27 protein-coding genes are annotated in these 23925 nt (G+C 40.5%); 19 read left to right on the top strand and 8 right to left on the bottom strand.

The window, feature by feature from the left end; genetic code table 11:
- Positions 1-7 precede the first annotated feature (7 nt).
- The 3 genes from ACH11B_RS25765 to ACH11B_RS25755 all read left to right on the top strand — a co-directional run bounded on the left by ACH11B_RS25765 (position 8) and on the right by ACH11B_RS25755 (position 2677).
- On the top strand, positions 8-1840 hold the full coding sequence (locus tag ACH11B_RS25765) for a RagB/SusD family nutrient uptake outer membrane protein (RefSeq protein WP_377611166.1): 1833 nt from the start codon (positions 8-10) through the stop codon (positions 1838-1840).
- 238 nt (positions 1841-2078) lie between these two features.
- Positions 2079-2330: an NAD(P)H-dependent oxidoreductase gene (locus ACH11B_RS25760; protein ID WP_377611164.1), complete on the top strand. Its 252-nt coding sequence runs from the start codon at positions 2079-2081 to the stop codon at positions 2328-2330.
- The gene (locus ACH11B_RS25755; RefSeq protein ID WP_377611162.1) at positions 2330-2677 is read left to right on the top strand and encodes an FMN-dependent NADH-azoreductase; all 348 of its coding nucleotides are present in this window, start codon (positions 2330-2332) and stop codon (positions 2675-2677) included. The genes ACH11B_RS25760 and ACH11B_RS25755 overlap by 1 nt, the downstream gene beginning before the upstream one ends.
- Positions 2678-2783: 106 nt before the next feature.
- On the opposite strand, the gene ACH11B_RS25750 is transcribed toward ACH11B_RS25755, so the two are convergent.
- Positions 2784-3512: a LytTR family DNA-binding domain-containing protein gene (locus tag ACH11B_RS25750; RefSeq protein WP_149106031.1), complete on the bottom strand. Its 729-nt coding sequence runs from the start codon at positions 3510-3512 to the stop codon at positions 2784-2786.
- On the bottom strand, positions 3509-4591 hold the full coding sequence (locus ACH11B_RS25745) for a sensor histidine kinase (protein ID WP_149106030.1): 1083 nt from the start codon (positions 4589-4591) through the stop codon (positions 3509-3511). Before ACH11B_RS25745 ends, ACH11B_RS25750 begins: the two co-directional genes overlap by 4 nt.
- Before the next feature lie 304 nt (positions 4592-4895).
- Between ACH11B_RS25745 and ACH11B_RS25740 the strand changes: the two genes are divergently transcribed.
- From ACH11B_RS25740 to ACH11B_RS25695, 10 genes are all read left to right on the top strand, one after another.
- Positions 4896-5930 carry a hypothetical protein gene (locus ACH11B_RS25740; RefSeq protein WP_149106029.1) on the top strand — a complete coding sequence of 345 codons (1035 nt, stop codon included), beginning with the start codon at positions 4896-4898 and terminating at the stop codon, positions 5928-5930.
- A gap of 14 nt (positions 5931-5944) precedes the next feature.
- On the top strand, positions 5945-6166 hold the full coding sequence (locus ACH11B_RS25735) for a hypothetical protein (RefSeq protein WP_149106028.1): 222 nt from the start codon (positions 5945-5947) through the stop codon (positions 6164-6166).
- Positions 6075-6365 (top strand): tyrosine-protein phosphatase, encoded by a 291-nt coding sequence (locus ACH11B_RS25730; protein WP_354004747.1) that lies wholly within the window; start codon positions 6075-6077, stop codon positions 6363-6365. The genes ACH11B_RS25735 and ACH11B_RS25730 overlap by 92 nt, the downstream gene beginning before the upstream one ends.
- A 117-nt stretch (positions 6366-6482) precedes the next feature.
- Positions 6483-6755 (top strand): hypothetical protein, encoded by a 273-nt coding sequence (locus ACH11B_RS25725; protein ID WP_130856748.1) that lies wholly within the window; start codon positions 6483-6485, stop codon positions 6753-6755.
- 374 nt (positions 6756-7129) lie between these two features.
- Complete coding sequence (locus tag ACH11B_RS25720; RefSeq protein WP_377611160.1) at positions 7130-7597, top strand: hypothetical protein; 468 nt, start codon at positions 7130-7132, stop codon at positions 7595-7597.
- Between the two features lie 122 nt (positions 7598-7719).
- Entirely contained in the window at positions 7720-8409 is a 690-nt protein-coding gene (locus ACH11B_RS25715) for a LuxR C-terminal-related transcriptional regulator (protein ID WP_149106025.1), read from the top strand.
- A 169-nt stretch (positions 8410-8578) separates the two neighbouring features.
- Positions 8579-10141, top strand: a complete 1563-nt coding sequence (locus ACH11B_RS25710; protein WP_246860312.1) for a PAS domain-containing sensor histidine kinase — start codon at positions 8579-8581, stop codon at positions 10139-10141.
- Positions 10142-10191: 50 nt separating this feature from the next.
- The gene (locus ACH11B_RS25705) at positions 10192-10548 is read left to right on the top strand and encodes a PleD family two-component system response regulator (RefSeq protein ID WP_130856752.1); all 357 of its coding nucleotides are present in this window, start codon (positions 10192-10194) and stop codon (positions 10546-10548) included.
- A gap of 168 nt (positions 10549-10716) precedes the next feature.
- Positions 10717-11322, top strand: a complete 606-nt coding sequence (locus ACH11B_RS25700; protein WP_149106024.1) for a response regulator transcription factor — start codon at positions 10717-10719, stop codon at positions 11320-11322.
- An 88-nt stretch (positions 11323-11410) separates the two neighbouring features.
- A complete protein-coding gene (locus ACH11B_RS25695) occupies positions 11411-14230 on the top strand; it encodes an SdrD B-like domain-containing protein (RefSeq protein WP_149106023.1) in 2820 nt (939 codons plus the stop codon).
- A 3-nt stretch (positions 14231-14233) separates the two neighbouring features.
- Here the strand turns inward: ACH11B_RS25695 and ACH11B_RS25690 are convergent, their stop codons facing one another.
- The 3 genes from ACH11B_RS25690 to ACH11B_RS25680 form a co-directional block, all read right to left on the bottom strand.
- A complete protein-coding gene (locus ACH11B_RS25690) occupies positions 14234-15637 on the bottom strand; it encodes a hypothetical protein (protein WP_377611158.1) in 1404 nt (467 codons plus the stop codon).
- Positions 15612-16292, bottom strand: coding sequence for a hypothetical protein (locus ACH11B_RS25685; protein ID WP_149106021.1), 681 nt, complete (start codon positions 16290-16292; stop codon positions 15612-15614). The genes ACH11B_RS25690 and ACH11B_RS25685 overlap by 26 nt, the downstream gene beginning before the upstream one ends.
- A gap of 178 nt (positions 16293-16470) precedes the next feature.
- On the bottom strand, positions 16471-17004 hold the full coding sequence (locus tag ACH11B_RS25680) for a hypothetical protein (RefSeq protein ID WP_130856757.1): 534 nt from the start codon (positions 17002-17004) through the stop codon (positions 16471-16473).
- Between the two features lie 293 nt (positions 17005-17297).
- Between ACH11B_RS25680 and ACH11B_RS25675 the strand changes: the two genes are divergently transcribed.
- From ACH11B_RS25675 to ACH11B_RS25655, 5 genes are all read left to right on the top strand, one after another.
- Positions 17298-18125: a PstS family phosphate ABC transporter substrate-binding protein gene (locus ACH11B_RS25675; protein ID WP_377611156.1), complete on the top strand. Its 828-nt coding sequence runs from the start codon at positions 17298-17300 to the stop codon at positions 18123-18125.
- 11 nt (positions 18126-18136) lie between these two features.
- Positions 18137-19027, top strand: coding sequence for a phosphate ABC transporter permease subunit PstC (gene pstC, locus ACH11B_RS25670; protein WP_013667950.1), 891 nt, complete (start codon positions 18137-18139; stop codon positions 19025-19027).
- Positions 19028-19029: 2 nt separating this feature from the next.
- Positions 19030-19875: a phosphate ABC transporter permease PstA gene (pstA, locus tag ACH11B_RS25665; protein ID WP_013667949.1), complete on the top strand. Its 846-nt coding sequence runs from the start codon at positions 19030-19032 to the stop codon at positions 19873-19875.
- Positions 19865-20626, top strand: coding sequence for a phosphate ABC transporter ATP-binding protein PstB (gene pstB, locus ACH11B_RS25660; protein ID WP_130856758.1), 762 nt, complete (start codon positions 19865-19867; stop codon positions 20624-20626). The genes pstA and pstB overlap by 11 nt, the downstream gene beginning before the upstream one ends.
- A 243-nt stretch (positions 20627-20869) precedes the next feature.
- Positions 20870-21589 (top strand): metallophosphoesterase family protein, encoded by a 720-nt coding sequence (locus ACH11B_RS25655; RefSeq protein ID WP_377611154.1) that lies wholly within the window; start codon positions 20870-20872, stop codon positions 21587-21589.
- A 19-nt stretch (positions 21590-21608) separates the two neighbouring features.
- Here ACH11B_RS25655 and ACH11B_RS25650 read toward each other — a convergent pair whose 3' ends face one another.
- The 3 genes from ACH11B_RS25650 to ACH11B_RS25640 all read right to left on the bottom strand — a co-directional run bounded on the left by ACH11B_RS25650 (position 21609) and on the right by ACH11B_RS25640 (position 23000).
- Complete coding sequence (locus ACH11B_RS25650; RefSeq protein WP_377611153.1) at positions 21609-22001, bottom strand: response regulator; 393 nt, start codon at positions 21999-22001, stop codon at positions 21609-21611.
- A 113-nt stretch (positions 22002-22114) separates the two neighbouring features.
- Positions 22115-22399: a hypothetical protein gene (locus ACH11B_RS25645; RefSeq protein ID WP_377611151.1), complete on the bottom strand. Its 285-nt coding sequence runs from the start codon at positions 22397-22399 to the stop codon at positions 22115-22117.
- Between the two features lie 355 nt (positions 22400-22754).
- Complete coding sequence (locus tag ACH11B_RS25640; RefSeq protein ID WP_377611149.1) at positions 22755-23000, bottom strand: hypothetical protein; 246 nt, start codon at positions 22998-23000, stop codon at positions 22755-22757.
- A gap of 418 nt (positions 23001-23418) precedes the next feature.
- On the opposite strand from ACH11B_RS25640, the gene ACH11B_RS25635 reads away from it, so the two are divergent.
- Positions 23419-23901: a Crp/Fnr family transcriptional regulator gene (locus ACH11B_RS25635; RefSeq protein WP_377611147.1), complete on the top strand. Its 483-nt coding sequence runs from the start codon at positions 23419-23421 to the stop codon at positions 23899-23901.
- Positions 23902-23925: the final 24 nt, after the last annotated feature.

Genomic DNA, 23925 nt, shown 5'->3' with positions numbered 1-23925 from the left:
TAAAAACATGTCAGCAATAGAATATACAAAGAAGAACAAGTTTCTTAAAATCGGCCTGTTCATCGGACTCCTAGCCCTTTCGACAGTAAGCTGTAATGATGATTTTTTGGAAAAAACACCCGAAACGGATATTGACGCGGGCAATTTTTTCAATACGGAAGGAGACTTAAACTTATATATTTATAATCTTTACAATTTTCCTTCTACCGGTATTTATACAGCAGATGCTTATAACTTAACCGACAATGCCTTCTCGACGGGCAATGTGGAATTGAAAACCATGATGACCACCAATCCTTCTTCTACCACAATTACCGGTGGGTGGGACTGGGGCCAGCTCAGAAATGTTAATTTCTTTTTGGCGCATTTCCGGAGGGCCAACGCTGCAGAGGACCGCTTAAACCACTTCGAAGGTTTAGCCCGTTTTTTCCGTGCCCGCTTTTATGTTGATAAAATAAAACGCTATTCGGATGTTCCCTGGATAGATGTACCATTGGAAGCAAACAGCGAAGACATTTTATTTGCCGGGCGTGACTCACGGGAAACCGTGGTCGACCACCTCATCGAAGACTATGAGTTCGCAATGAACAATGTGGATGTTTCGGCCCCTAAAGGAGCCGTGAACCGTTGGGTGGTCAAAGCTGATTATGCCCGCTTTTTGTTATATGAAGGAACTTTTCGGAAATACCATGCTGAACTGAACTTGTCAGAATCAGCTGATGAACTGCTACAAAAAGCCGCCGCTGTGGCGAAAGAAATTATGGACAGCGGGACCTTTAGTCTCTATTCTACCGGAAAACCGAATGAAGACTATGGGAGCCTTTTCGCAAGTGCGGATCTCTCAAGCAATCCGGAAATCATATTTGGTCGGTTTTACCAAGCGAATGTGCTGAATGGAGATAGTGGCGAAGGGGTTTTCGGCAACTATGAGACTTATCCGCAAAAGGATCTCGTACAGGCGTATCTTATGAAGGACGGTTCTTTTTATAGCAGTCGCCCTAACTATCAGCAAAACGAGTTTGTTGAAGAATTCAGCAACCGCGATCCGCGTTTATATCAAACTTTTGCTTATCCGGGATGGGTTTTGGTGCGCTCCGGTACTTATGCGCAGGGAACGGGTTTATATGTGCAACAGTTGGCGAAGAACTTTTCGGGTTATCATCAGATTAAAGGCTTTTATAATACAACAGATCAGGATGTACGGAATAATATGGATGTGCCGCTTTATCGCTTTGCTGAGGTCCTGTTGATTTATGCGGAAGCTAGGGCCGAATTAGCGCAACTTACGCAAGGCGACTTGGATATTACGGTGAATAAATTAAGGGATCGTGTTGGTATGCCACACATGACCTTAAACCCGCCAATGGATCCAGTTGAAGCTGCCAAATTTCCCAACCTTTCGTCTGCACAGCGCAGCGAATTATTGGAAATCAGGAGGGAACGTAGGGTAGAACTGGCAATGGAGGGTTTACGACATGATGATTTGATGCGGTGGGAGGCGGGAAAAGTACTGGAAAAGGAACCACAGGGAATCTATTTTGCTTCGTTGGGAAAACATGATTTAACGGGTGACGGCGTGCCTGATATTTATTTGCTTCCTGCTTCGCAATCGATCCCTAACGATAAAGAAACCAACAGTTTGGGTAAGGTGCTCCAATACTACCGCGTTGGTACCTTCGGTCAGGACGTATCGGTCTTCTTAGGAGGAGCAAACGCGGGAAATATTCAGATAATAGAAGATGTAGGAACATTTGTAGCCCCTAAATATTATTATCGACCGATTCCGCAACAACAGATTATGCTCAATCCCAATCTTAAACAGATTTTTGATTGGGAATAATTGAAATATTCATAAGGGTGCCTAAAAAGCTTAGATTGTCATTAGGCACCCTCTACTTCCTTCCTATCAACTACGCTATTTGGGAAAGCCGCGAGATAATTGCCCACCTTATTGTTTACTTAGTCACGTAAGTTCTTGATCTAAATCAATCGAATTTCTTAACCTATGTTATTTCGGGCAGCGAGCTGCTTGCCTAATTTTACCTCATAAAACAAATCAAAAAATTATTAGAGATAAAATGGCAAGGATTCTAAATATTATTTCTAGCCCAAGGGGCGAGCAATCGAACAGTATCAAGTTAGCGAATGCGGTAATCGACCGCCTTAGAGAAAAGGAGCCTGCATCTTTTGTAAAAGTGAAAGATTTAACGCGTAACCCGTTCCCTCATCTGGAAGAAGTGCATCTCAATGCTTTTTTACACCAGCTGAGAAATACACAGATGAGAATAGGGCAGCTATACAACATTCCAATCAGGCGATTCAGGAAATAATGGATGCGGATATTTTGGTAATTGGTGCTCCAATGTACAACTTTGGTATTTCATCTACCTTGAAAGCATGGATTGATCATATTACACGCGCAGGAATTACCTTTAAATATACGCCGGAGGGCCTGGTAGGTCTGATAACGGGAAAGAAAGCCTACGTAGCGGTAACAACAGGCGGCATTTACAGCTCCGGCGACTATAAATCCTTCGATTTCGTGACACCGTATCTTAAAATGGCTCTGGGATTTATAGGCATTACCGATGTTACTTTTATTCGGGGCGAAGGTTTTGCCGTATCGGCGGTTCAGGAAACTGCATTGGATACGGCCATCGATAGTATTGTAGTGTAAAGTAGTAACTGTGATATAATTAGAAAGATAGGCGTCGATCCTCGCGTGTTTGCTGCGGTCGGCGTCTAAAGTCTCGGGAAATTACCTAAAATAAAGACAAATTTGATCAGGGAATATCTGGATTGGAGACATTGCCTAAATATTCCTTAAAAAAATCATTTTTGTAGACTTCTCCTAAAGGTATTTCATTATCTGTTAGATAAATGGTATGATGGTCGAATGATTCAACATATTTCTTGTTAACCACATACGATTTACTTACACGGACGAATATCCCGGAAGGAATTTTCTGATGGATGGCCTTTAAGTTCATCGCTGTTATCAGTTTCTGGCTTTTGGTATAAATCACGACATAGTCTTTGAGTCCTTCGATAAATCGGATATCTTCGAAGTTTATCCGATAAAATCGACGATCAGATTTGACGATCAAGTACTGCTCCGTATTCGCTTCAATGGTGTTCTTTTCCGTAGCATGCGAAAGCAGCGTTTTATATATTTCGGCTTTATGTATTGCTTTTTCCAAGCGGGATTTATCAACGGGTTTTAAAAGGTAATCAATGGCGTCAAGCTCATAGCTTTTTAAGGCATATTGCGGATAGGCGGTTGTAAAAATGGTGAGCACCTGGTTGGGGATTTGTGCAGCAAACTCCAGGCCGGTTACCATAGGCATCTGAATATCGAGAAAGATAAGATCTACTTCATTGGTGCTTATAAAATCGAGCGCTGCCGGCGCATTGGAGAATTTGCCCAGCATGTCAAGGTCAGAGACATCTTTAATCAGCGCGTGCATTTCATCTCTCGCCAATGGTTCGTCGTCTACGATAATACAATTCATATCGGTAAGATTAAGTGAACATGGTATTCGTTTACTTTAGAAGTGGTATTTAATGTATAACTATCGCCGTATAATAAATGTAGCCGTCTCTTAACATTTGCCAGCCCAAGTCCGCTGTTCTTTTTATCTGAAGCGACATAATTGGGATCTATTGAATTAACACAATCAAAATAAAGTTTATGATTATTTACGTTTATGTCAATACGGATATAAGATTCCCCTTGCTTTATATCAATGCTATGTTTGATGGCATTCTCGACGAAAGTGGTGAAAATATTGGCGGGTAAAAAAATAGCATTTAAGTTATGTATCGTCGACTGATCATTGACCTCAACCTGAAAGTTATCCCGGCGGATCTTCTCTAATTCGAGGAAGTTAGTTAGGAAATCAATCTCGGATCGGAGCGGTGTTTTTTCTACATTATTTTCATAAAGTTGATAACGAAGAAACTCAGATAATTTCATGATAACGAGCGTCGCTTTTTCAGGGTTACTGCGAACCAGCGCTTTAATCCCATTCAGCATGTTAAAAAGAAAATGCGGATTGATCTGATTTCGTAACTCGTTTAGTTCCATGGTGAGGGTGAGGTTTTTAAGATCAGACATCCGCTCATTATCGCGTATCCAACGTTGAAATAACTTGATCATCGTGGTAACCAATATGACTGGTGTTAATATGAGTGTAGTTTCATAGAATCCTTTAGCAGGGTTGCCCTTTTGATAGTTTACAGAAACGTTTTGTGGGTCGAGTGTGTTTTCCAGTAAAAACTTCATCATAAAGAGGCATATCATTACCAGTAGGAGTAAAGACACTATATATAGTACATATTTACCTTTGAAGAAAAATTTAGGGATCAAAATATTCATATTCACATAGAACATGAATATTAAATGAGCAAAAACACAAAACCGACGATAATAACGATAAAGCCCCGTGTATTCTGATAAGGGATTTGTAAAGGAGATCATAACAAAGAGGCCTAAAAAGAGAAAAATATGTCGAAACGCTCGATAACGCTCGTCTACAATTAGTCGGATAATCGCTGTATTCTTTATTTCTAATGATTCCTGCTGCTGCATTGGGGAAGATCAAATTCTTAGCAAAGATAATTCGATAAGCAGTATGTACACTAGTTTTTATACTAACCTTGTTATTTATTATACCAAATCTACCATAGAAAGGCTTTAGTATAATATGTAAGGGCTTTGGTCTAAAAACCCAAAAAAGTCAGAAGCTTATGCTTTTCTTTGGACTGTTAATCCCATATCGGATTATATGGAAAGTAAAAATGACTCCGAAATATCGTTACTTGATTATCGCCGAGTAGTACCGGTTTATCCTGTAACGTCTGCCATAGCATCAACATAAAAAAATCTCGATTAAATGGATAATTTAAAGAAAACCAGCTTCCTTCTGTTTAACTTATTGGCACTGTGTTCAGCAAAATGTTTTTCGCAACAGAAAGACAGCCTGTATAGGGCAACATCCGATAGTTTAAACATACGAAAAAAAGCCGTGGCCTATGTAGCCGATAAATTTGCCTTTACCCGTCCATTGAATATCGAGTTCATTCAGACGGCACCTTACAAATTTACTTCCGAGAAAGGCCCCAATGCGATTCCGGAGAGTAAGGTTAATCACATTAGACAGGCCGACATTAGCGCTAATTTTAATTTTATAAAAAGAAAGACGTGGCTTTTGGGCGCAACAGCCGGTTATCGATACACCTCACTAAACACAGATTTGTCGTTACCCACCGGTGCAATTAAAACGGTGGATGAAGATTATCATTACCTCTTTTCAGCCTTGACCCTTACCTATTTCTCTAAGCTATTTAACAAACGGACCATCTATACCTCTAGCATTTCCGGTGATGGCAGTGACCGACATTTCGAAAGGGTTAAAGGGCTGTTGACCGCCACTATGGTGTTGAAAGCCAATCAACGCACCAGGTTAATGGTTGGAATGTTGGTTAATATCGATCCCAGCGCACAAACACCATTTATACCAACCTTTTCTTATGAGCATAAATTCAATAATGGGCTTATAGCCGACATTGTACTGCCAAGAAATATTTACCTTCGAAAATATGTCTTTAACAATGGGCGTCTGTCTTTGGGAACCGAATTAGATAGAACTTCTTTTTATGTTTACGATCTTGACGGCACTTCACAGCGATATGAATACAGGCAATTGGATCTTAATTCGGGATTGGTGTATGAACATCTTTTAGCAAAATATTTTGTGCTCACGGCTAAGACGGGAATGAAATTGACAACATCAGGCCGATTATTCCGGAAAGAAGATTCTTTTGGCGATCCGGTATTTCAAACAAGTCCTGATCCAACATTCTACATTAATTTGGGGGTATCCTTTAATCCGTTTTCGTTTCTGGTAAGGAAGAATAAGACACATTAAAGCAAGCAAATAACATGATCAAAGTTTTTAGAACCGATGTTGAGCATCTCCAGGAGGCTGAACGCATCATTCGTCTTCTTTCTCGAATCTACCCAGGCTCGAAAATCAATTTTGATCTGGAAGACAAAGATAATATCTTGCGTATTGAAGGCGCTTTTTTTACTACACAAGATATCATACGCTGCGTTGGAAAAAGCGGTTATACCTGCGTCGAACTGCCCATTGTTTGGAGTTAACCTTGAAGAACTCCCTGCTTTCCTGACAGCATTTTATAGTCGGGTAGATCCACTGGCAATTCGTTACAAACCGTTATTCCAAGCCCTGTTAACAATGTACGAAAAGCAGGCGGTTTTTCATCACTGCACCGGCCGCCGCGATCGTACGGGAATTGCAACAGCCTTAATATTGAACATATTGCAAGTTTCTCAACATTGAAAGCGGGTTAACCTGCGTTTTAGTATTTGCCTTCCTTCTTTAAAATATCATTTTAAATAAACAAAATGGCTAGTCTATGGTTCCATAATGAATACTATTTGATGAAAAATACGGCAAATGGAGCGCAGCAATTCTCATATCCATGAAGAAATAGGTTCTGTTCTTGAACTGAATTACGTATATACTGTATTGACTCCTATTGTCTTCCCTTACCGTAAAATGTATTGCTGTTACTATGGTATTTCGGATACAATATTCGGGTTTGGTAGCACCATTGAGGAATCTATACACAGTTGGCATCTTGAACTCTGTGTCCGGATGTCTGATCTAAATGAGGACGATATACTGGGACAGGAAATAAAGTCGAAACTGCTAGGTGAGATGTGGTGACCGGTAACCATTGTATATAAATATCGACTTTTTCTCGATTAATAGCATGGAAAGATTCTCAGTCTACAGCGAATCGTGTCTTCTCATCTTAGCTGACGCAAGGGTCCGGCCCGAAGCCTTCCTTTATAAACTTACGTTGAAGATCACAATTACTGTTTACGGCATTGCATTTTAGTTAAGATCAACGGCAAACGTATTAAACTAACACTTGTTGTAGTATAAGTTTTGAAAAAGTAGGATATTGCATATAAAAGAAACCTATTGTATTTTTGTTTGTTAGCCTATTTTTATTAATGTATTAGTTGCTAGTCTAAAAAATTAACTAAAAATTATTTTTGCTTGGTAATTTGGTATATTGTCGCCATTTGGATATCATGGGGAAAAAGAGCATTAAACTTTCAGACGGGACTACTTATCTTGAACTTTTAGAACACGTACACCTCGATGGAAAAGTGAACGTTTTGGTGCGGATAAGTAGACGTAGCGACGACTCCATAACAAGTCTTGATTTTGAGGTACCCTTTCAAGAGGTACATTTGTTGCACCGATATTTTGACGATTTCATGCGTGATCACAAGCAGCTGATCGAGGACTACACAAAGAAACAAACGAATAAAATACGAAAGCTGAAAGATTTATACCATGATTGCGAAGCAATCGGTTCATTCAGTATTGAGGAAGTAACCGAACTGCAAAAATTGGACATTCCCTTTCTCTCTTTGTTGGCGCTTGAATTGAAAATGCCCGTTGACGAATTGAACACGTTCCTTAGATCGCATCGACTGCCCTTTTTACTATTGAAGCGCATTTTGGAACGAAATTATCTCGGCAATTCTTCGTAATCCTTGATTTATGAAGGAGTGATTTTTGGTATCAAATCAAGAGCTTTTTCCTATAGAAAAGCGAACAAAAATCTTTCTTTGTTGTTCAAGACTTTAGAAACCGTAATTTCTGTCGTTCTACAATGAAAAAAGTAAAAATCTCAATTATAAGGGAGGGATCCGCCCTGTTGAAAAATGGACTCGCAATTAGTGAAAACCAAACATGTAGTTTCCAATATTATCAAAGTGTAGATGATTTTATCGAAAATTATCGCGTTCCCCCAAAAATTTTATTCCTATTTCAAACGAAGACAAAGCGGGTGGACGAAACTACATTGACGAAAGTCAAACACAATATCGGTGTTGCGGGAAAACTTGTTTTGGTGGATGAGTTGGCTTGTTATACTCATTTCTCCAACTTCCGGACTTACCTAAATGGTTATGTCTCCAGAAATTTTTTTTATGATTACTGCCTGACTATAATTAAGTTGTTGTTAGCAGGCGAGTACGTGCTTTCACCTGAAACTTCCTTTGAGATCGCCGAAAATTTTGTTCGCTTATCAGGTCTTGCACTCAATGGAAAAATACCTTTGATCAGTGAGCAAGAAAAAATGGTTTTGCATTATGTCATTGAAGGATACACCAATGCGGAAATTGGAAGCGAGCTGAAAATGCCTGCTTGTAGGGTAGGAGTCTGTATTGATAGGTTATGCAAGAAGGCCATGGTATCGGATCGGCCGGCTTTAATTCGTTGGGTAACCTTGCATGCCTATGAACTGTTCAATTGGAAATTGATTGACAAGCAGCGATGTATAGGAGTCAGTTCGGCTTAATAGGCTGAGCTGTTTCCATAAGGACATTTTTTTAAATTATTTTTTAACAGGTTTCATACGTTTTAGGCTAAAGGGAGGCAATATAGATTTGATGACGGAAATAATACCAGTTTGACGAAAAAAACCGGCGTCGGTTTTGATAGATAATTCACCAAAGACGACCTTGACAATGATGACAGATCCGAAGACGAATAGTGCTCAGTTATTTTCTAGCCCACTAATTTCCGAGGCAAACGTGTTAAATCAGCAATTGGTAAACGTTAATAAGCAATTACGAGATAGTGAAACACGTTTTGCCGCATTTGTGAAAGCCACGTCCGATGTCATTTATCGGATGAACGCAGATTGGACCATTATGCTCGAACTTCAGGGCCGTGAATTTCTCGAAGATACAGGGGAACCCATTCAGCATTGGATGGATAAGTACATCCATTCCGAAGATAAGGAACAGATCTTGCATGTCATCCAAGAAGCAATACGCACTAAGAGTATTTTTCAACTGGAACACCGAGTGAAACGGCTTGACGGTAAAATGGGTTGGGCATCTTCTCGTGCTATTCCAATTGTGGACCGAGATGGCAATATAATTGAATGGTTTGGAACCACCAGTGACATTACGCAACGGAAGCAAGCGGAAGAAGCCTTACGTCGATCGAAAGACGAACTGGAACAACAGAAAAGGCTTTATGAGGCAGTAACGGCAAGTACACCGGATCTTGTCTACGTGTTTGATTTACAATACAAATTTACCTATGCTAACAAGGCCTTACTTATAATGTGGGGCAAAAACACCTTGGAAGAGGCAAAGGGTAAGGGGCTTCGTGAATTGGGCTATGAAGAATGGCATGCCGAAATGCACGAGCGGGAGATTGACGAAGTGGTTGCAACGAAACGATTGATAAGAGGCGAGGTTGCTTTCCCTCATGCTACACTTGGCAGACGCATTTATGATTATATCTTTTCGCCGGTATTTGACGCAAACAATGAAATTGTTGCGGTGGCAGGTACAACCCGTGATATTACCGAGATGAGGCAACTTTCGGAACAAAAGGACGAATTCTTGGCTATGGCCTCACACGAATTAAAAACACCGGTGACGGTAATTAAGGCCTATACCCAAATCTTTCATCGTTCTGCGCAAGAAGCGAATGACAAGCAAGCAGCAGCTCTTTCCTTAAAAATGGAGGCGCAGATTGATAAGTTAACATCGCGAATAGCGGAACTACTTGATGTGTCGAGAATACAAGGTGGAAAGCTACACTTGCAAGAAAAACATTTCGACTTCAATGAATTGATTGATAGTGTGGTGGAGGAAATACAACGAACTACCCAGCGGCATCAGATCATTAGGCGTTTAACAACATCAAAAAAGGTGTTTGGTGATCAAGATCGGATTGGGCAGGTTGTCATCAATTTGTTAACTAATGCGATTAAGTATTCTCCTCAGTCAGATGTTATCTATGTATACACCAAGCTGGTTAATGAGAATCAACGCGATCGCATCGTATTCTCTGTGGAAGATTTTGGCATTGGCATTCCTGAAGCTGACCAAGAAAGGATATTCGAGCGATTTTATCGCGTAACCGGTGGAAATCAAAATACGTATCCGGGTTTAGGACTGGGGCTTTATATTTGTTCGGAAATCATCAAATGGCACGGAGGAACCATTTGGTTGGAAAACAAAAAAGAGGGGGGCTCTATTTTTTCATTTTCATTGCTTCTAAAGAAATAAAGGGAACATAATCAGCTAAACGTTGTTAAAAGTTAAAGCTTGGCATAAAGATGAGAAAGAAAAAGGTAATGATCATAGATAATGATCCAGGTATCCTTGATTCTGTCAAATTATTGCTTGAGGTATGTAATTATGACGTTGAAGCCACTGACGACTTAAGCATAGTAACAGACTCACGGCATGAGCTTCCGGATATTTTATTATTGGATATTTGGATGTCAGGTGTGAACGGAAAAGACGTTTGTAAACAGCTCAAAAGCCGAGACCTAACACGTCAACTACCCATTATTATGTTTTCCGCAAACAGAGACATCGCGAAAATCGCCCAAGAAGCCGGAGCCGATGATTATATAGCCAAGCCTTTTGAACTAAACGATATGCTTGAAAAAATAGAGCGATATACTTAATAGTGCCGCACGCCATTGAGAAGAAAACGAGTATGTCTTAGCTCGGTATAAGATAATTTGTTCTCGTTTATTCACTATAATTTGTAAATAATTTCTCAATATTTCTCGATTTTTCTCAAACTAATTGTTGGTATAATTGTTCTTTGTTACCAAGTATAAAGAATAATTATGGTAAGCGTAGGTATAATAGAATCGGATGAACAGATGAGAGCTACAATTCGGACGCTCTTATTGAACCAAAGAAGTCAGGAATTCAACATCCTTTTCGAGCTGGAGCGCGCCAATAACCTGCTCCATCAAAAGGCCCTGTCACCACAACTGATCTTAGTTGAACTTAAAGGATATTCGACAAGAGTGATTAAACAGATAAGAATTCAGTTTCCAAAAACAAATATAATCATATTAAGCGAAATCGCTAATATCGCGACTGTACTGGAGGCCCTTCGCGCGGGCGCCGTTAGCTATTTGTTAAAGTCTACTTGCTTAAATAATATAGCACCGGCTTTAATCGCAACTCATAAAGGTGGGTCTGTTATTAGCCCTTTTATTTCCCGCGAAATGGTGGAAAGGATACATGATGCAAAACGACGAGAGGATCTACTTTCCGCGCGCGAATTGCAGATTGCTAACGGGCTTGCTGATGGGTTGAGTTATAAGCTAGTAGCCGATCGCTACAATTTGGCAGTTGACACGGTACGGGTTTATATTAAACGGATTTATCGCAAGTTAAACATAAACAGTAAGGGGGAATTGATCGCACAATTAAAATATTAAGAATCATCACATCGTTATGTGACATCTGCTTTTTCTAGGTCCGCTTTGTAAATAGAATATTTGTTTTTGGGATTTATGTACTTCTGTCATGCTTGTGAAAGCTCTTATAGCCATATTGATCCTTTTTTTCTCTATAGTTTGGTGCATCGGTTATGTATATGCGCAAGACTTAACGGTTAGCTGTGTTTTCGAGAGAGATACCTTAATTATAAAGCCAAGTAGTACATTTAGTAATAAACTTGTAGTAAAAAACCATACTATTGATGAGGTCTTCTTAACAATTGAATCGACCGGCAAATCTTCCAATAAGGCGCTGATCGCTTTACCTGACACAATTAGACTCGATCCGGGAGAGGAAAAGCGGTTCCCCGTAAAATACATAGCGGATAAACAGACTATCGTCGAAAATTTACAACGCTTTGAGGTTCGGTTAAATGTCTTAGATCAGGAAATGGAGGCGCTGCCTAATGCCTTCTTCTATACTCAATTAGCGGATACACGTACCTTAACACTCCAAACAGAACAACCGGTTTACTTCTTGCAACCAAGTACAAACCAAACGCAGCTGATGCTGAATTGTGTAAACAATGGCTTAATTCCCATTTCCTTTCGTTTGGTTTTAAGCGAAGTTCCTGAAGGATTGGAGTTTATAGGCGAGCAGATGAGTCTTACATTGCCGGCAGGTGCGCGCCAATTGATTCCGTTCATTGCTCGAAACAAAACGAATAGCCGTCAGGCAGCTGATTTTTCCGTCACTATTCAAGCAGTAGACGCTAGTGGTCAGCAATTAGCCGTACATCGCGTACGCATTCAACACGTGAATAGTGTAAGCTCGTTTTTCAGTAATGCGCCTTTCGCACAAACACCTAATAATACGGCCGCTTTTCGATATCTCAGTTTAAATCAGTATAATGAAATTTACCAAATGCAGGCGAATGGCCAGCTCACTATGGCGAATAAACACGAACTTGACTATCGTTTAAATCTGGATTATTATCAGCAGCTGGGCGGTGTTAATCTCTATGATACCTATTTGTCTTATGAAAATCAAAATTGGGGGCTGAAGTTGGGTAACATTTATGAGAACTTAGATTACGCGCTGAGCGGCCGTGGTGCCCGGGCCAGTTATCGCATCAATGAGGTGGACCGCGTAAGCGTATATGCTCTTCAGAATAATTATATGCTGGCTTCTCAAATATTCAATGATTTGCCGAACGAAAATATATTAGCCGTGAATTATAGTTTTTTGAAAAACGGGCAAGAGGGGCGATTGACTTACTTGCATAGCCACCAATCATTTAATGCGTTGAACAGTCATCAGGTCAGTGTTGCAGTTCCTCTGAAGCTAGGTGCGCAACATGATTTGAAAATAGAAGCAGGTTATAGCCAGGAAACTTTTACGGACATTGCAAGCACTCGGCGAGCAGTAGCTGGGGGAATCGATTACTCAATCACACATAAAGGGTATCAATTCAGCACCAATAACTATTACAGCAGTCCTTATTTTACCGGGCTTCGACGCGGAATTTTGCAAAGCGATAGTCGAATTATAAAATCAACAGAGGATGGCGGGACATACTCCCTACGTATTAGCTTGCTGAATAATCGACCTTCCTATCAAGGTCGAAGATACGGATATGGTTATCTCCCTTTTCAAAATAGTATCTATTCCTATGAAATAGGTTATGGTAAAAATTTGGGAAGATTTCGGCTGGAAATGAAGCCTTACCTCATGCAACAAAGCTTACGGAATGGTACCTACTCATCGGAGGGTGAAGCCGCGTCGCGATGGCGATCTTCGGCGGGGCGAATGCTATTGAATGTGGGTTATGCAGCTCCTATACATAGTTTTTATCTGCACGTTGATCATGGCTATGTTTATGAAAGCACGATGCCGATGGCTCCAAGCTCTTACCATTCTTTGCGGATTAACGGAAGCTATACCAATCCTTTGTTCGGTATTAGCACTTATATCCAAATAAATCCCTATTACCTCAGCGATCTGTTTGCAAACGTAAATGATGTAGCTTACCGCTTATATTCAATAGGCCCCAATACTAATTTTACAGCGTTTAAAAATAAGTTGCAGGTACAATTGGCAGCGATGTATAATTATTATGGCTTTACAGATACGCGTAATTATTCTGTAAATGGAACGGCAAGGTGGAATCTGAAGGGAAATTGGGCAGTTACAGGCGATATGTTCTATACATTGGTGACCATGCAAACAGCACTGCCTGAGGAAGTAGGTCTGAATTATGTTCGTTCTTCATTTGATACGCGACAGATACGGATCGGTATTGAAAAACAGTTTGCTGCCATGCAGACATCCAACGGCAAGAGAATCCGCCTCATCTATTATCAGGATCTTAACAACAATGGCAATCGAGACGAAGGAGAATCGTACATTTCGGGTCTCATGGTTAAAATAAATGATCAAACTGCTGTGACCGATAAATCCGGTCAGGCGGAATTTCAGCATATGCCAGTAGGAAACTATACCGTCGACTTGCTGAGTACAAAGGGCTGGACGAGTGCGCAACCAATATCCTTGGTCCTAAACAAGAATATATCCCTGGAAATTCCGCTGACACAAACCAAGTTACTGCAGGGCGAAATGCAAGTTATGGGTAAAAACTATCAGCTAACGGCTCCACTACTGTCGGGTATTCGCTTGATTGCCGTCGATTCGCAAGGAAGGGTCTATAGAACGTTAACCGATCAGAATGGGAGATACACTTTTTATTTAGCTCCTGATATTTATGAGGTTTCCGTTGAAACCGATGAAATGCCATTTACTATAGAAAATAAAATAGAGAAGATCGATATGAAGGCAGCACCGGATAAATACGTTTTAGATTTTAAATATTATGACCAACGCCGTAAAGTAGACGTTAGAAAATTCTAGTGCCTAAAGTGTAGTAAAACTGTAAATAACGGTAGCACTATAAGTGCCGGGTGCTTTACCGAGCAATTGCGACATTGCTGTGTTCGGAATACTATAACGGATATCCAACGTTCGATCGATCGTGGGATTAGCATTATTTATAAGTTGTTGTGGTGTAGTGGAAAGAGTAACTGTATTAACTCCTGTTTGCCCGGCAGAGGCGCCTATACGCAAAATATTTACAGGTATTTGGCCACCGGCTCCCGAAAAGTTAGCGGTTGATGAACGTACGTAGAGACTATAGGGAGTTGTTTTACTAATACGTAAATGTTGCGTCATATCTCTCGTTATGCCTTGACGGTAATCCGTCACATCATCAAAAACAAAGTTAACATTTGGCTGCAAAGCAATCAACTCCGCTAAATCACTGACGATGACTTGTAAAGTACTGCTTCGCTGCACCTGTAATGAGCCTGTAGGATAAGCACTGGCCAATTTACTCCAGGTATAAGTAATGGGCACTGAATAGGTTCCCGCTTGTACAAAACCTGTTTTCAGATTGTTTCCCGTAATGGAAAATGCTGCAGTTAATGCTTGATTATTGTTCGTAGGCACGGCTATGCCCGAAGCAGCCGTTAATGCTTGTGATGTGGTGGATAACATGATCGGCGTAGCATTGGTGATATTGGATAGCGTTGAATTGACAAGCCCAACCGAAGTGCTAGGTGTTTGATTATAAGAACTATTCGTGTTGAAAGAAAACTGCGTGTTACTTGCTTGCAAGCTCAGAAGATAGGGCACCGTAGTTGATACAGAGATATTGCCGGCAGCGCTGATACCGGCGCTGTTTCTGAAAAAACTCAAATTGTTTACTGGCAAGCTTAGCGACGATAACGTAGCCTGAGGGGCAATAAATCCAGGTACGTTTATATCTAAATTCGGCGTAGTAGGTGTTATCTGATTGGGGGATAGCAGTCCTGTTCTGAAGTTAATAGGCGTACGATAAATGCCCGATATCCAAGTGTGGCTGCCCGTTGATATACGATAGTCCGCAATAACGGCGCCTGACGAAATACTGGCCAATGCTGCGTATAATAAAGCGTAGGAAGTACTCAGGGTGACTTCTGCTGAGACACCTATTAAGGAAAGAGAGCCGATACTTCGTAACCGTATATGCGCGATATTCAGTGGCACAGTAGACGTTCCTCCAACCGTATTGGTAAAATTGGGACTATTGGCTTTCACCTCAATATTCGGCACCAACCCAATTAAGCTCGAATACGTTCCACTTGCCAAGGTAGCTGTATAATCTGAACGTGCTGTAATATTGGCTTGGGGCAAATTAATGACGATTTGTCCGTAGGCTGGAGCTGAAAGCAGGAGCCATCCCAATAGTAGCTTGTTAATAATCAATTTCTTTTTCTGCAACACGCAAATCATAATTATCTCCCGCGTCTAGGATGGCAACTCCTAAGTGTTTTCCCTTTAATGAAATTGGTAAATCGACGTAAATCCATTGTTGTGCATGGGGAAGCATGGCGATAGCGGTGGTTTTGATGGGGATTTCTGCGCCGGTTTGCACATTTGTCAACTCGAAACGTACATGCGCATCTTTATTGATTTCTCCCGTGTTCTTAACCTTCAGTGCAACGCGACGAACACTGTCTGTTTCTAATTTTATGATACCCTGATCTTCAAAAGCGACAAAATCCAACTCGCCCGGTGTTAGTCCCGGTGGCACGTGATAGATCTGCACGCCGACCTCTAAAAGCACATTTACGCCTAGTTGCTTCTTTTCTTTTGAAAGCTTGGTCTGCTCTTTCATTTGCGTAAAAAAAAGCATACTGTTGGTCAAGCCGCGTGCGCCTGCATCCTTTGGTACGGTCATTGACACGAGTATGCGTTTTGTTTCGTTCGGGTTAAGGTTAATGGTAGATTCCGAAAGTCTGATCCAGCGACTATTGGAATGTTCCACATCACCTGGGGCGTCGTAAACCTTTCGACCGATCGAATCGCGATGCCAATCTTTTAATGCCGTAATAAAATTGAACGATATTGACGAGTTGTTGGTAAGAGTAATCACTTCTTGGACCGTCTCGCCGGGAAGCCCCTTAAAAAAAATCCGAGACGGTGATATCGATATTCCTTGAGCGAAACAGTTCCAAGTGCATAACAAATAAAAAATCACTGAGAGCAAAGAAGTGCGAATTCTCCATCGCCTGATCAATTCCAAGTAACACCTGTCATATATCATGCATCGATCAAATTTGCGTTGCTGTATAAATCACCGTAGTAGAATATACTTCGGGCACTTTATCAATTAAAGAAGTAGCATCGGGTATGGTGTAATTGATATTATAAGTTGTGCCGATTGTAGCTGGGCCATCAGTAACTAAAGTTCCTGCGGTGGATGATAATGGGACTATCGCAGGCGTTCCGCCACCGGTAGTGGAAGGGTCAACACTTACTTGGACAACACTCAGTGGAATGGGCGAAGCGTTCTCAGGTATTACCGTAAACTCTTCCGTTGCTTGTACAGTGACTTCGTAATCCTGATTACTTACCACCGTGAAATGTCCCACTTTCGGTTCAACCTGTGGTGTGGTGTAGTCTTCAGGTGTGCTATATACGAAAGTTACGTTTGGATCTGCACCTAAATCAATGGATATAACCGGAGCGGTTAGGTCGATCGAAACGGTCACATTACCTGTTTGATCTGTTTGTGCTTGAGCTAGCTGGAATTGTGCTATTAATGCTAACAGCAATATTCCCGAAAATAAAAATAGCTTTTTCATAATTATTTGAATAGTTTAATTTCCATATCCATAGAGAGAACACAAAAATTATACTTATTCTGTTTCGTGTCCAATCATTCATGTCACATATAGATGTTACGAAGTGATAGATCGAGGGGTTATAGTTGCCAAATGCTTATTGATGTAGCTCGGGTAACCATTCTATTGCTTATTTACTAGTCACAGTCTTCCGGAATAGTTGAGGCGTTGTAATAGGTGTTTTCCTTTATGTAAAATACATATTCTGCTAACATTAATTTAGTAGATTTGTTTAATTGCCAAACAAGCGACTTATGTGGTATCGGTTTGTCTTTCTGTTACTTATATGTGCCTGTAGCAATGATAGTCGATCTGTTAAGGTAAAAGGATCGGATACGGAGGTGAACTTGGCGGTAACCCTTGCAGAACGTTTCTATAAAGTGAACCCCGCTTTTAGCGTAGCAATATCCGGTGGAGGGTCCGGTTTGGGAATCGCCTCTTTACTGAATGGGCAAGCAGATATCGCTAATTCTTCACGACGTTTAAACGCAGAAGAAGATAGTTTATTCAAGGTTAAAAAGATAAAGCTACACACGATTGTCTTTGCAGAGGACGCTACGGCTTTTATTGTACACAAGGAATTTCCGTTAGACACCATCAATATACCCACTTTAAGAAAGGTTTTAAGCGGTCGGTACCGAACATGGAAGCCAGTGACGGGAACGAGCATGCCGATTAATATTTATGGGCGGCAAAGCAATTCCGGAACACATGCTTTTGTTCAAGAAAGGCTGGGTATTCGATTTAGCAGAGATGCAAAGGAGATGAACGGAAATGCGCAGATTATGGAAGGCATTAAGGCGGATCGTTCGGGCATTGGCTATGTGGGCGCTGGATACATCGCTCACGAAGCGAAGGAACGTGCTGTAAAAGTTCTTTATATACGCGACCCAAAAAAGGCGACCGCTGTTTCTCCCTTAGACGAAAAAGCAATCATGGAAAAACGTTATGCCTTTCAGCGTCCCTTATATCAATTTATTCCGAGTACTTCTTGGGAGAAAGTTAAGACTTTTATCGATTTTGAGCGGAGCGAAGAAGGAAAGTCAATTATAAAGGCTTCCGGCTACTATATCACCCGATAAATCCCCTGGCTATGCAATTAAGTGCTAAAGAAAAAATCGATCTCCTCGCTAAATGGCTTTTTCGGGCAACCGGTATGCTCATTATCGCCATTCTTGGTGGAATTTTTTTTATGCTGTTATGGAATACTGTCGCCTTCTTGATTGAGGTTAAGCCGCTGGACTTTATAACCGGTACCCAGTGGAATCCGGGAGGTACTCCCGCCACTTATGGCATCCTTCCCTTATTAGTCAGTACTTGTTTAGTCACCTTTGGTGCCATGTTGATAGCAATCCCAATAGGAATTGGTACGGCAGCCTTTCTTTCCGAATATGCCAATAGAAGGCTGCGGAATATTCTTAAACCGGCTATTGAAATGCTGGCAGCCGTTCCCTCTGTAGCTATTGGCTTTTTAGGAATTGTTATTTTAAGCCCACAACTAGGAGAATTATCGAATCAACCGAACGGTTTGAATGCACTCAATGGTGCCATTCTTTTAGCGATTATGGCACTACCTACCATTATAACGGTTACAGAAGATGCCTTACATAGCTTGCCGCAGTCTTATAAGGAAGCTAGTTTCGGCTTGGGCGCAAATCGTTGGCAAACGCTGTGTAAAATCACCATTCCGAGTAGTGCACCCGGGATATTGGCTGCCGTCATGTTAGGCGTTGGCCGTGCTTTAGGTGAAACAATGACCGTACTAATGGCAACCGGTAATGCGGCTGCCTTTCCGAAAGGATTTTTCCACTCCGTACGCACCATTACTGCAACAATTGCCATTGAGATGGGAGAGGTGCCTTATCAAACAACGCATTACTATAGTTTATTTGCCATCGCTACGGTTCTCTTCCTGTTTACTTTAGTCGTTAACCTAGTAGGTGAATATTACGTTAACAAGTTTAAGAAATATCAAGCTCCTTAGCCATGAATAGATTAACATCAATTATTGAATGGGGGACTTTGCTTCTTTGTACAGGCTTAGTCTGCATTTTTCTTTTGATCATTATCGGTGATATCATCGGAAAAGGAGCACCCGTGCTAACTTGGGACTTTGTTAGTACACTGCCTACAGATGGTATGACCAATGGGGGAATTTTGCCGGCAATAATAGGTACGGTAATGCTGACCTTAATTACTGCAGTGGTGGCTGCGCCCTTTGGCATAGGCTGTGCTATTTACCTCAATGAGTATGCTCCTAACACTTGGTTTACGCGTCTTATTCGCGCTTCTATACGTAATTTGGCCGGAGTGCCTTCCATTATTTACGGTCTCTTTGGCCTGGCGCTGTTTGTACAGGGATTAAACATGGGGACATCCCTCTTGTCGGCAGGCTTTACTTTAGGTCTGTTGTCGCTGCCTTATATCATTACCACTACAGAAGAAGCGTTGCGTCGAATTCCGGCAAGCACGCGTGAAGGCGCTTTGGGGGTAGGTGCTACACAATTTGAATCCATTCGTGACATGGTACTACCGTCCGCGTTACCGGGTATCCTTACGGGTATGGTATTAGCTTTATCGAGAGCGGCCGGAGAAACCGCACCGATCCTTTTTACCGGCGTTGCTTTTTATATCAACAACCCCACCGGTTATCTCAACCAAGAGTTTATGGCCTTGCCATACCATTTGTATATGTTATCAACACAGCACCAAGCCATTGAGGAGGTGAGACCCTTGGCTTATGGAACGGCGCTGATTTTGATTATGGTGGTTTTTATATTGAACAGCATCGCCTTTTATATACGTTATAAACACAGTAAAAATGAAGGATAGTCAGACGAAGCTTGCGGCCTCAGGAATAAATCTTTGGTTCGGATCTAAGCAGGTACTTAAGAACATCCATGTCCGTTTTGAAAAAAATAAAGTAACGGCACTCATTGGACCTTCGGGTTGTGGAAAAAGCACCTTGTTACGTTGCTTTAACAGGATGCACGACTTGACCTCCGACGCTCGTATAGAAGGAGATTTTTTGTTGGATGGTAAAAATATTTATGATGCTGATTTTCCCGTTACACAGGTTAGAAGACGTATTGGAATGGTCTTTCAAAAACCGAATCCCTTTCCAAAAAGCATTTATGAAAATATAAACTATGGTTTGAAAATTAATCAAGTGCCGAAAGAACAACGGTCAAGAATCGTTGAAAATGCGCTGAAAGAAAGTTTTATTTGGGAAGAAGTAAAAGATGATTTGCTAAGACCGGCCACCCGCTTGTCGGGTGGCCAACAGCAGCGTCTTTGTATTGCCCGGGCCGTAGCACTCCGACCGGAAGTGATTTTGATGGATGAGCCTTGTTCCGCGCTTGATCCGATAAGCACTTCGAAGATAGAAGAGCTTATTGTTAAATTGAAGGAAAATTATACCATTGTCATTGTTACCCATAACATGCAGCAAGCACAGCGTATTGCCGACAAAACAGTATTTATGTACCTAGGCGAAATAATTGAGGAGAATAATACCATGTCGCTCTTTAATAATCCGCAACATGAACTGACTGCGAATTATGTGGGTGGCAAATTCGGATAACCTAACGGATTTAGACCGCTCCCTATACAATATGTAGATTTAAAACCGGTAGATCTATATAAAGACCATCATCCTTACTATTATTATTCATGCGGTATTAGAACCTCCTTGGACTTGGTTGAAATGAATATATTATTTTAAACCTTGTGATGTTCCGTTTGTTCTTGAAATAGGTGTATCTTCGGAAAATAAGATCGTTGTAAAATACGGAGCATTGTATACTTAATTTTAGCGCTTGATTGCATGCATAAGAAAATAGCATTTTTGACGGATACCCATCTGGGGGAACAGTTTACCTTGGATCAGGGTGTTGACGGTGTAAGAAATCTGGAAGCCGTTTTGAACGACGTCCGTTCGAAGGGAATAACGGAAGTGATTTGCGGAGGGGACATAGGAGACCCAAAGGTGAACGCACAGTTCATTAAATTATTTGATGTGCCACAGATTCGTTTCCGATTGATTCTAGGCAATCACGATAAATTTCATGAGGTGATAAAGCATTTTCAAGTCGATGCTCAATTTGTTGACAATGAGTTGTTTTATAGTGAAAAGGTAGGTCAATTCAAGTATGTTTTTATGGATTCTTCGTCCGGTAGCATTAGTCGCGGTCAACAAGAATGGTTAAAGACGCAGTTAGTAGATGAACAGCAGGTTGTTATCTTTATTCATCATCCGCTCCTTAAAGTAAACACACCTGTCGACGGCGAATATCCATTAAGTGGTCGGGAAACAATAGTTGATTTACTAACGCAATCTGCATCCAAAATATATGTATGTTGTGGACACTATCACATGGCCGATTCGCAGGTTTACAGAAATATTAATCAATACGTTTCGCCTGCGGTATCTTATCAGTTCGTTAAAAACGCCAGCCAAATTGAAATTGACAATAAGCGATTAGGGTACAGTATCATTGAAATAAATGATGACGATATTGCAATACACCCGGTATTCTTACGATAAACCTAACCCCCTTTATACTTTAGTGCGCAACATTAGCGACTCTATAGAGTTCTTCATATTGTTGGGAATTGATGGGTTTCATTAGATAATCTTTTACGCAAGTAAGGGATAGACTTCGTATTCTGTCCTCAATAGCAGGGGATGAACTTACGATATAAATATGCGTATTTTCTGTAAGGCAGGTCTTCCTTAATTTATCAATTAGCTGCCAGCCATTCATAATCGGAAGATTAAGATCTACCAGTAGAAGCTTAGGCATAGATAAAGAAGTTAATTCAACCGACCGAAAATACGCATAAGCGTCTATCCCATTGGTGAAACTTACCGTATCGATATCACCGGCGATTTTTTGAAATTGCTTTTTAGCCAATAGCTGAAATATTGGATCGTCGTCCACAATACATATCTTCATAACCAACCACTTGATTACAGTTAAACGTGAAAATATGTGAAAAGTTTATGTGAAATTAATTTTTATCTCTTACGAAAAAAAATATAATGAACGCCGGACACACAAATGTGTGCTTAATTTGTTTTTTTATCTTCTGATAGACAGTTTTTTATGCGTTGTCTATCAGAAGATGTAAGGTAAGATGTAGGATCGGATAATCCTGAAAAATAATAATCGGCTAAGGACATGGGGGGAAGGCTAAGCCACTCCATGGTGCGGGTGTCATTGAGATCGAACAGATCATTCATGCTTGATTCTGACACAAATAAATGATCATTCAAAATGATAATAGGAATTTCAGCAACGTTATCAGATGAAACAGATAAACCAAGTTGTGCGGCAAGTTCATAGATGCTCATTTATGATTCGTAAAATAGGATTGCAAATATAGGTATATATTGTTGCAAATGAAAAAAATATCACAACATTATTGAGATATAGTTGCATAAAAAGTGTATATTTTTGTTACCATGTTGCAGGGCTTAAAAGCATTATATATTGTTATCCGAAACGGGGAAGCGATTTGTTTTGAAACGAATCTTCGGGCCTTTGTACGAAAATTTGAAGAGATCGAAGGAGAATCGAGAAATTTTGACTTCTTTTATCGGAAATTTAAAAAAGAAAGGCTTTTTAAGTTAACGTTGTCGGGAAAGGAATATACCTTTCAAAAATTGTTATAGAATTGTATAGGCCACTATCATATTACTGAACATCTCATCGTTTAATTCTTTTTTCCAACTGCTGAAAATGATATTCTTTGCCTTCTATTATAAAAGAGAAGGATTGGATTTTACCTGCTAGAATCTGTTGTTCTTCCACCATCTTCCTAAATCTATCTACGTGCCCTTGGCTGCCAAGATAATTGCCGAAACGCTCCCATAAATCTTCTAAACGAGATGCATAAGCAATCACCTCATCTTGATGAATGATAACAAAGAGAAACATTGAAAATTTGGTCATAGTGAAACTATTGGTTACACATACAAGTTCTTCATCGTGTATTTTAATTCTTACTTTCCGTTGGTTGTTACATTTACATACAGATTCTTATACCTGCCTAAGTTTATGTAGAAATTAGGGATGATTTAAGAAAATAAATAGCAAATTATACAAAGTTGCTATTGTTGGCGAAAACTTAATCTTTACACGATCTAAAGATAAATTTATTCGATTAGAAGCGCAAACAGATAAATGTCCGGTGGATCGATAAGAAGCAGCAGATGCTGCGGGTTGTTTTTTAATTTTTGTCAATTGACAATTGCTTCACGATATTTGGTAGCTACCTTTATAGAATGGAAGAATTATTAGCGTATCTCGCTCAATTTGGAAGACTCACGCACAAAGGGAGCGGCTTTTAAAAGAGCTTGTAAAAGAAGTTTTGATCCATAAGGGCGCATATTTCGTTGAAGCTGGAAAAATCTGTTCGAGCCTCGGTTTTGTGCAGGAGGGCATCTTTCGGTCTTGTTATTACAATAAATTTGGGGATGATTTTACGAGGTATTTTGTCTATGAAGGTCGATTAATAGGCGATATAAACGGTTTTATTGATCGTATTGCCTCCACAGAATATATTGAAGCGATAACTGATGCACGTATTTATCTTTTGAACCGGGAAGATTTTGAGCTTTTAGATCACGAACTTCCAAATTGGTCAACCATTTTTGTAAAACTGAATGCAGCCGTATTGGAGAACAAAATGAAAACAGCTAGCAATATGTTGGTGCAGGACGGACAAACGCGTTATTTGAACTTCCTCAATCATTATCCGGGACTGTCTAATCGTATTCCCCAATCAATGTTGGCCTCCTATCTTGGAATAACTCCCTCCTCGTTAAGTCGTATCCGAAGAAATATATCCTAAACGAAAGCATTCTTGTCAAATGGC

The sequence above is a fragment of the Olivibacter sp. EAT-5 genome (assembly GCF_044784325.1).
GTDB classification, from domain to species: domain Bacteria; phylum Bacteroidota; class Bacteroidia; order Sphingobacteriales; family Sphingobacteriaceae; genus Olivibacter; species Olivibacter oleidegradans.
Note: the sequence above shows the minus strand (reverse complement) of the source record. Positions and strands in the feature narration are given on the sequence as shown.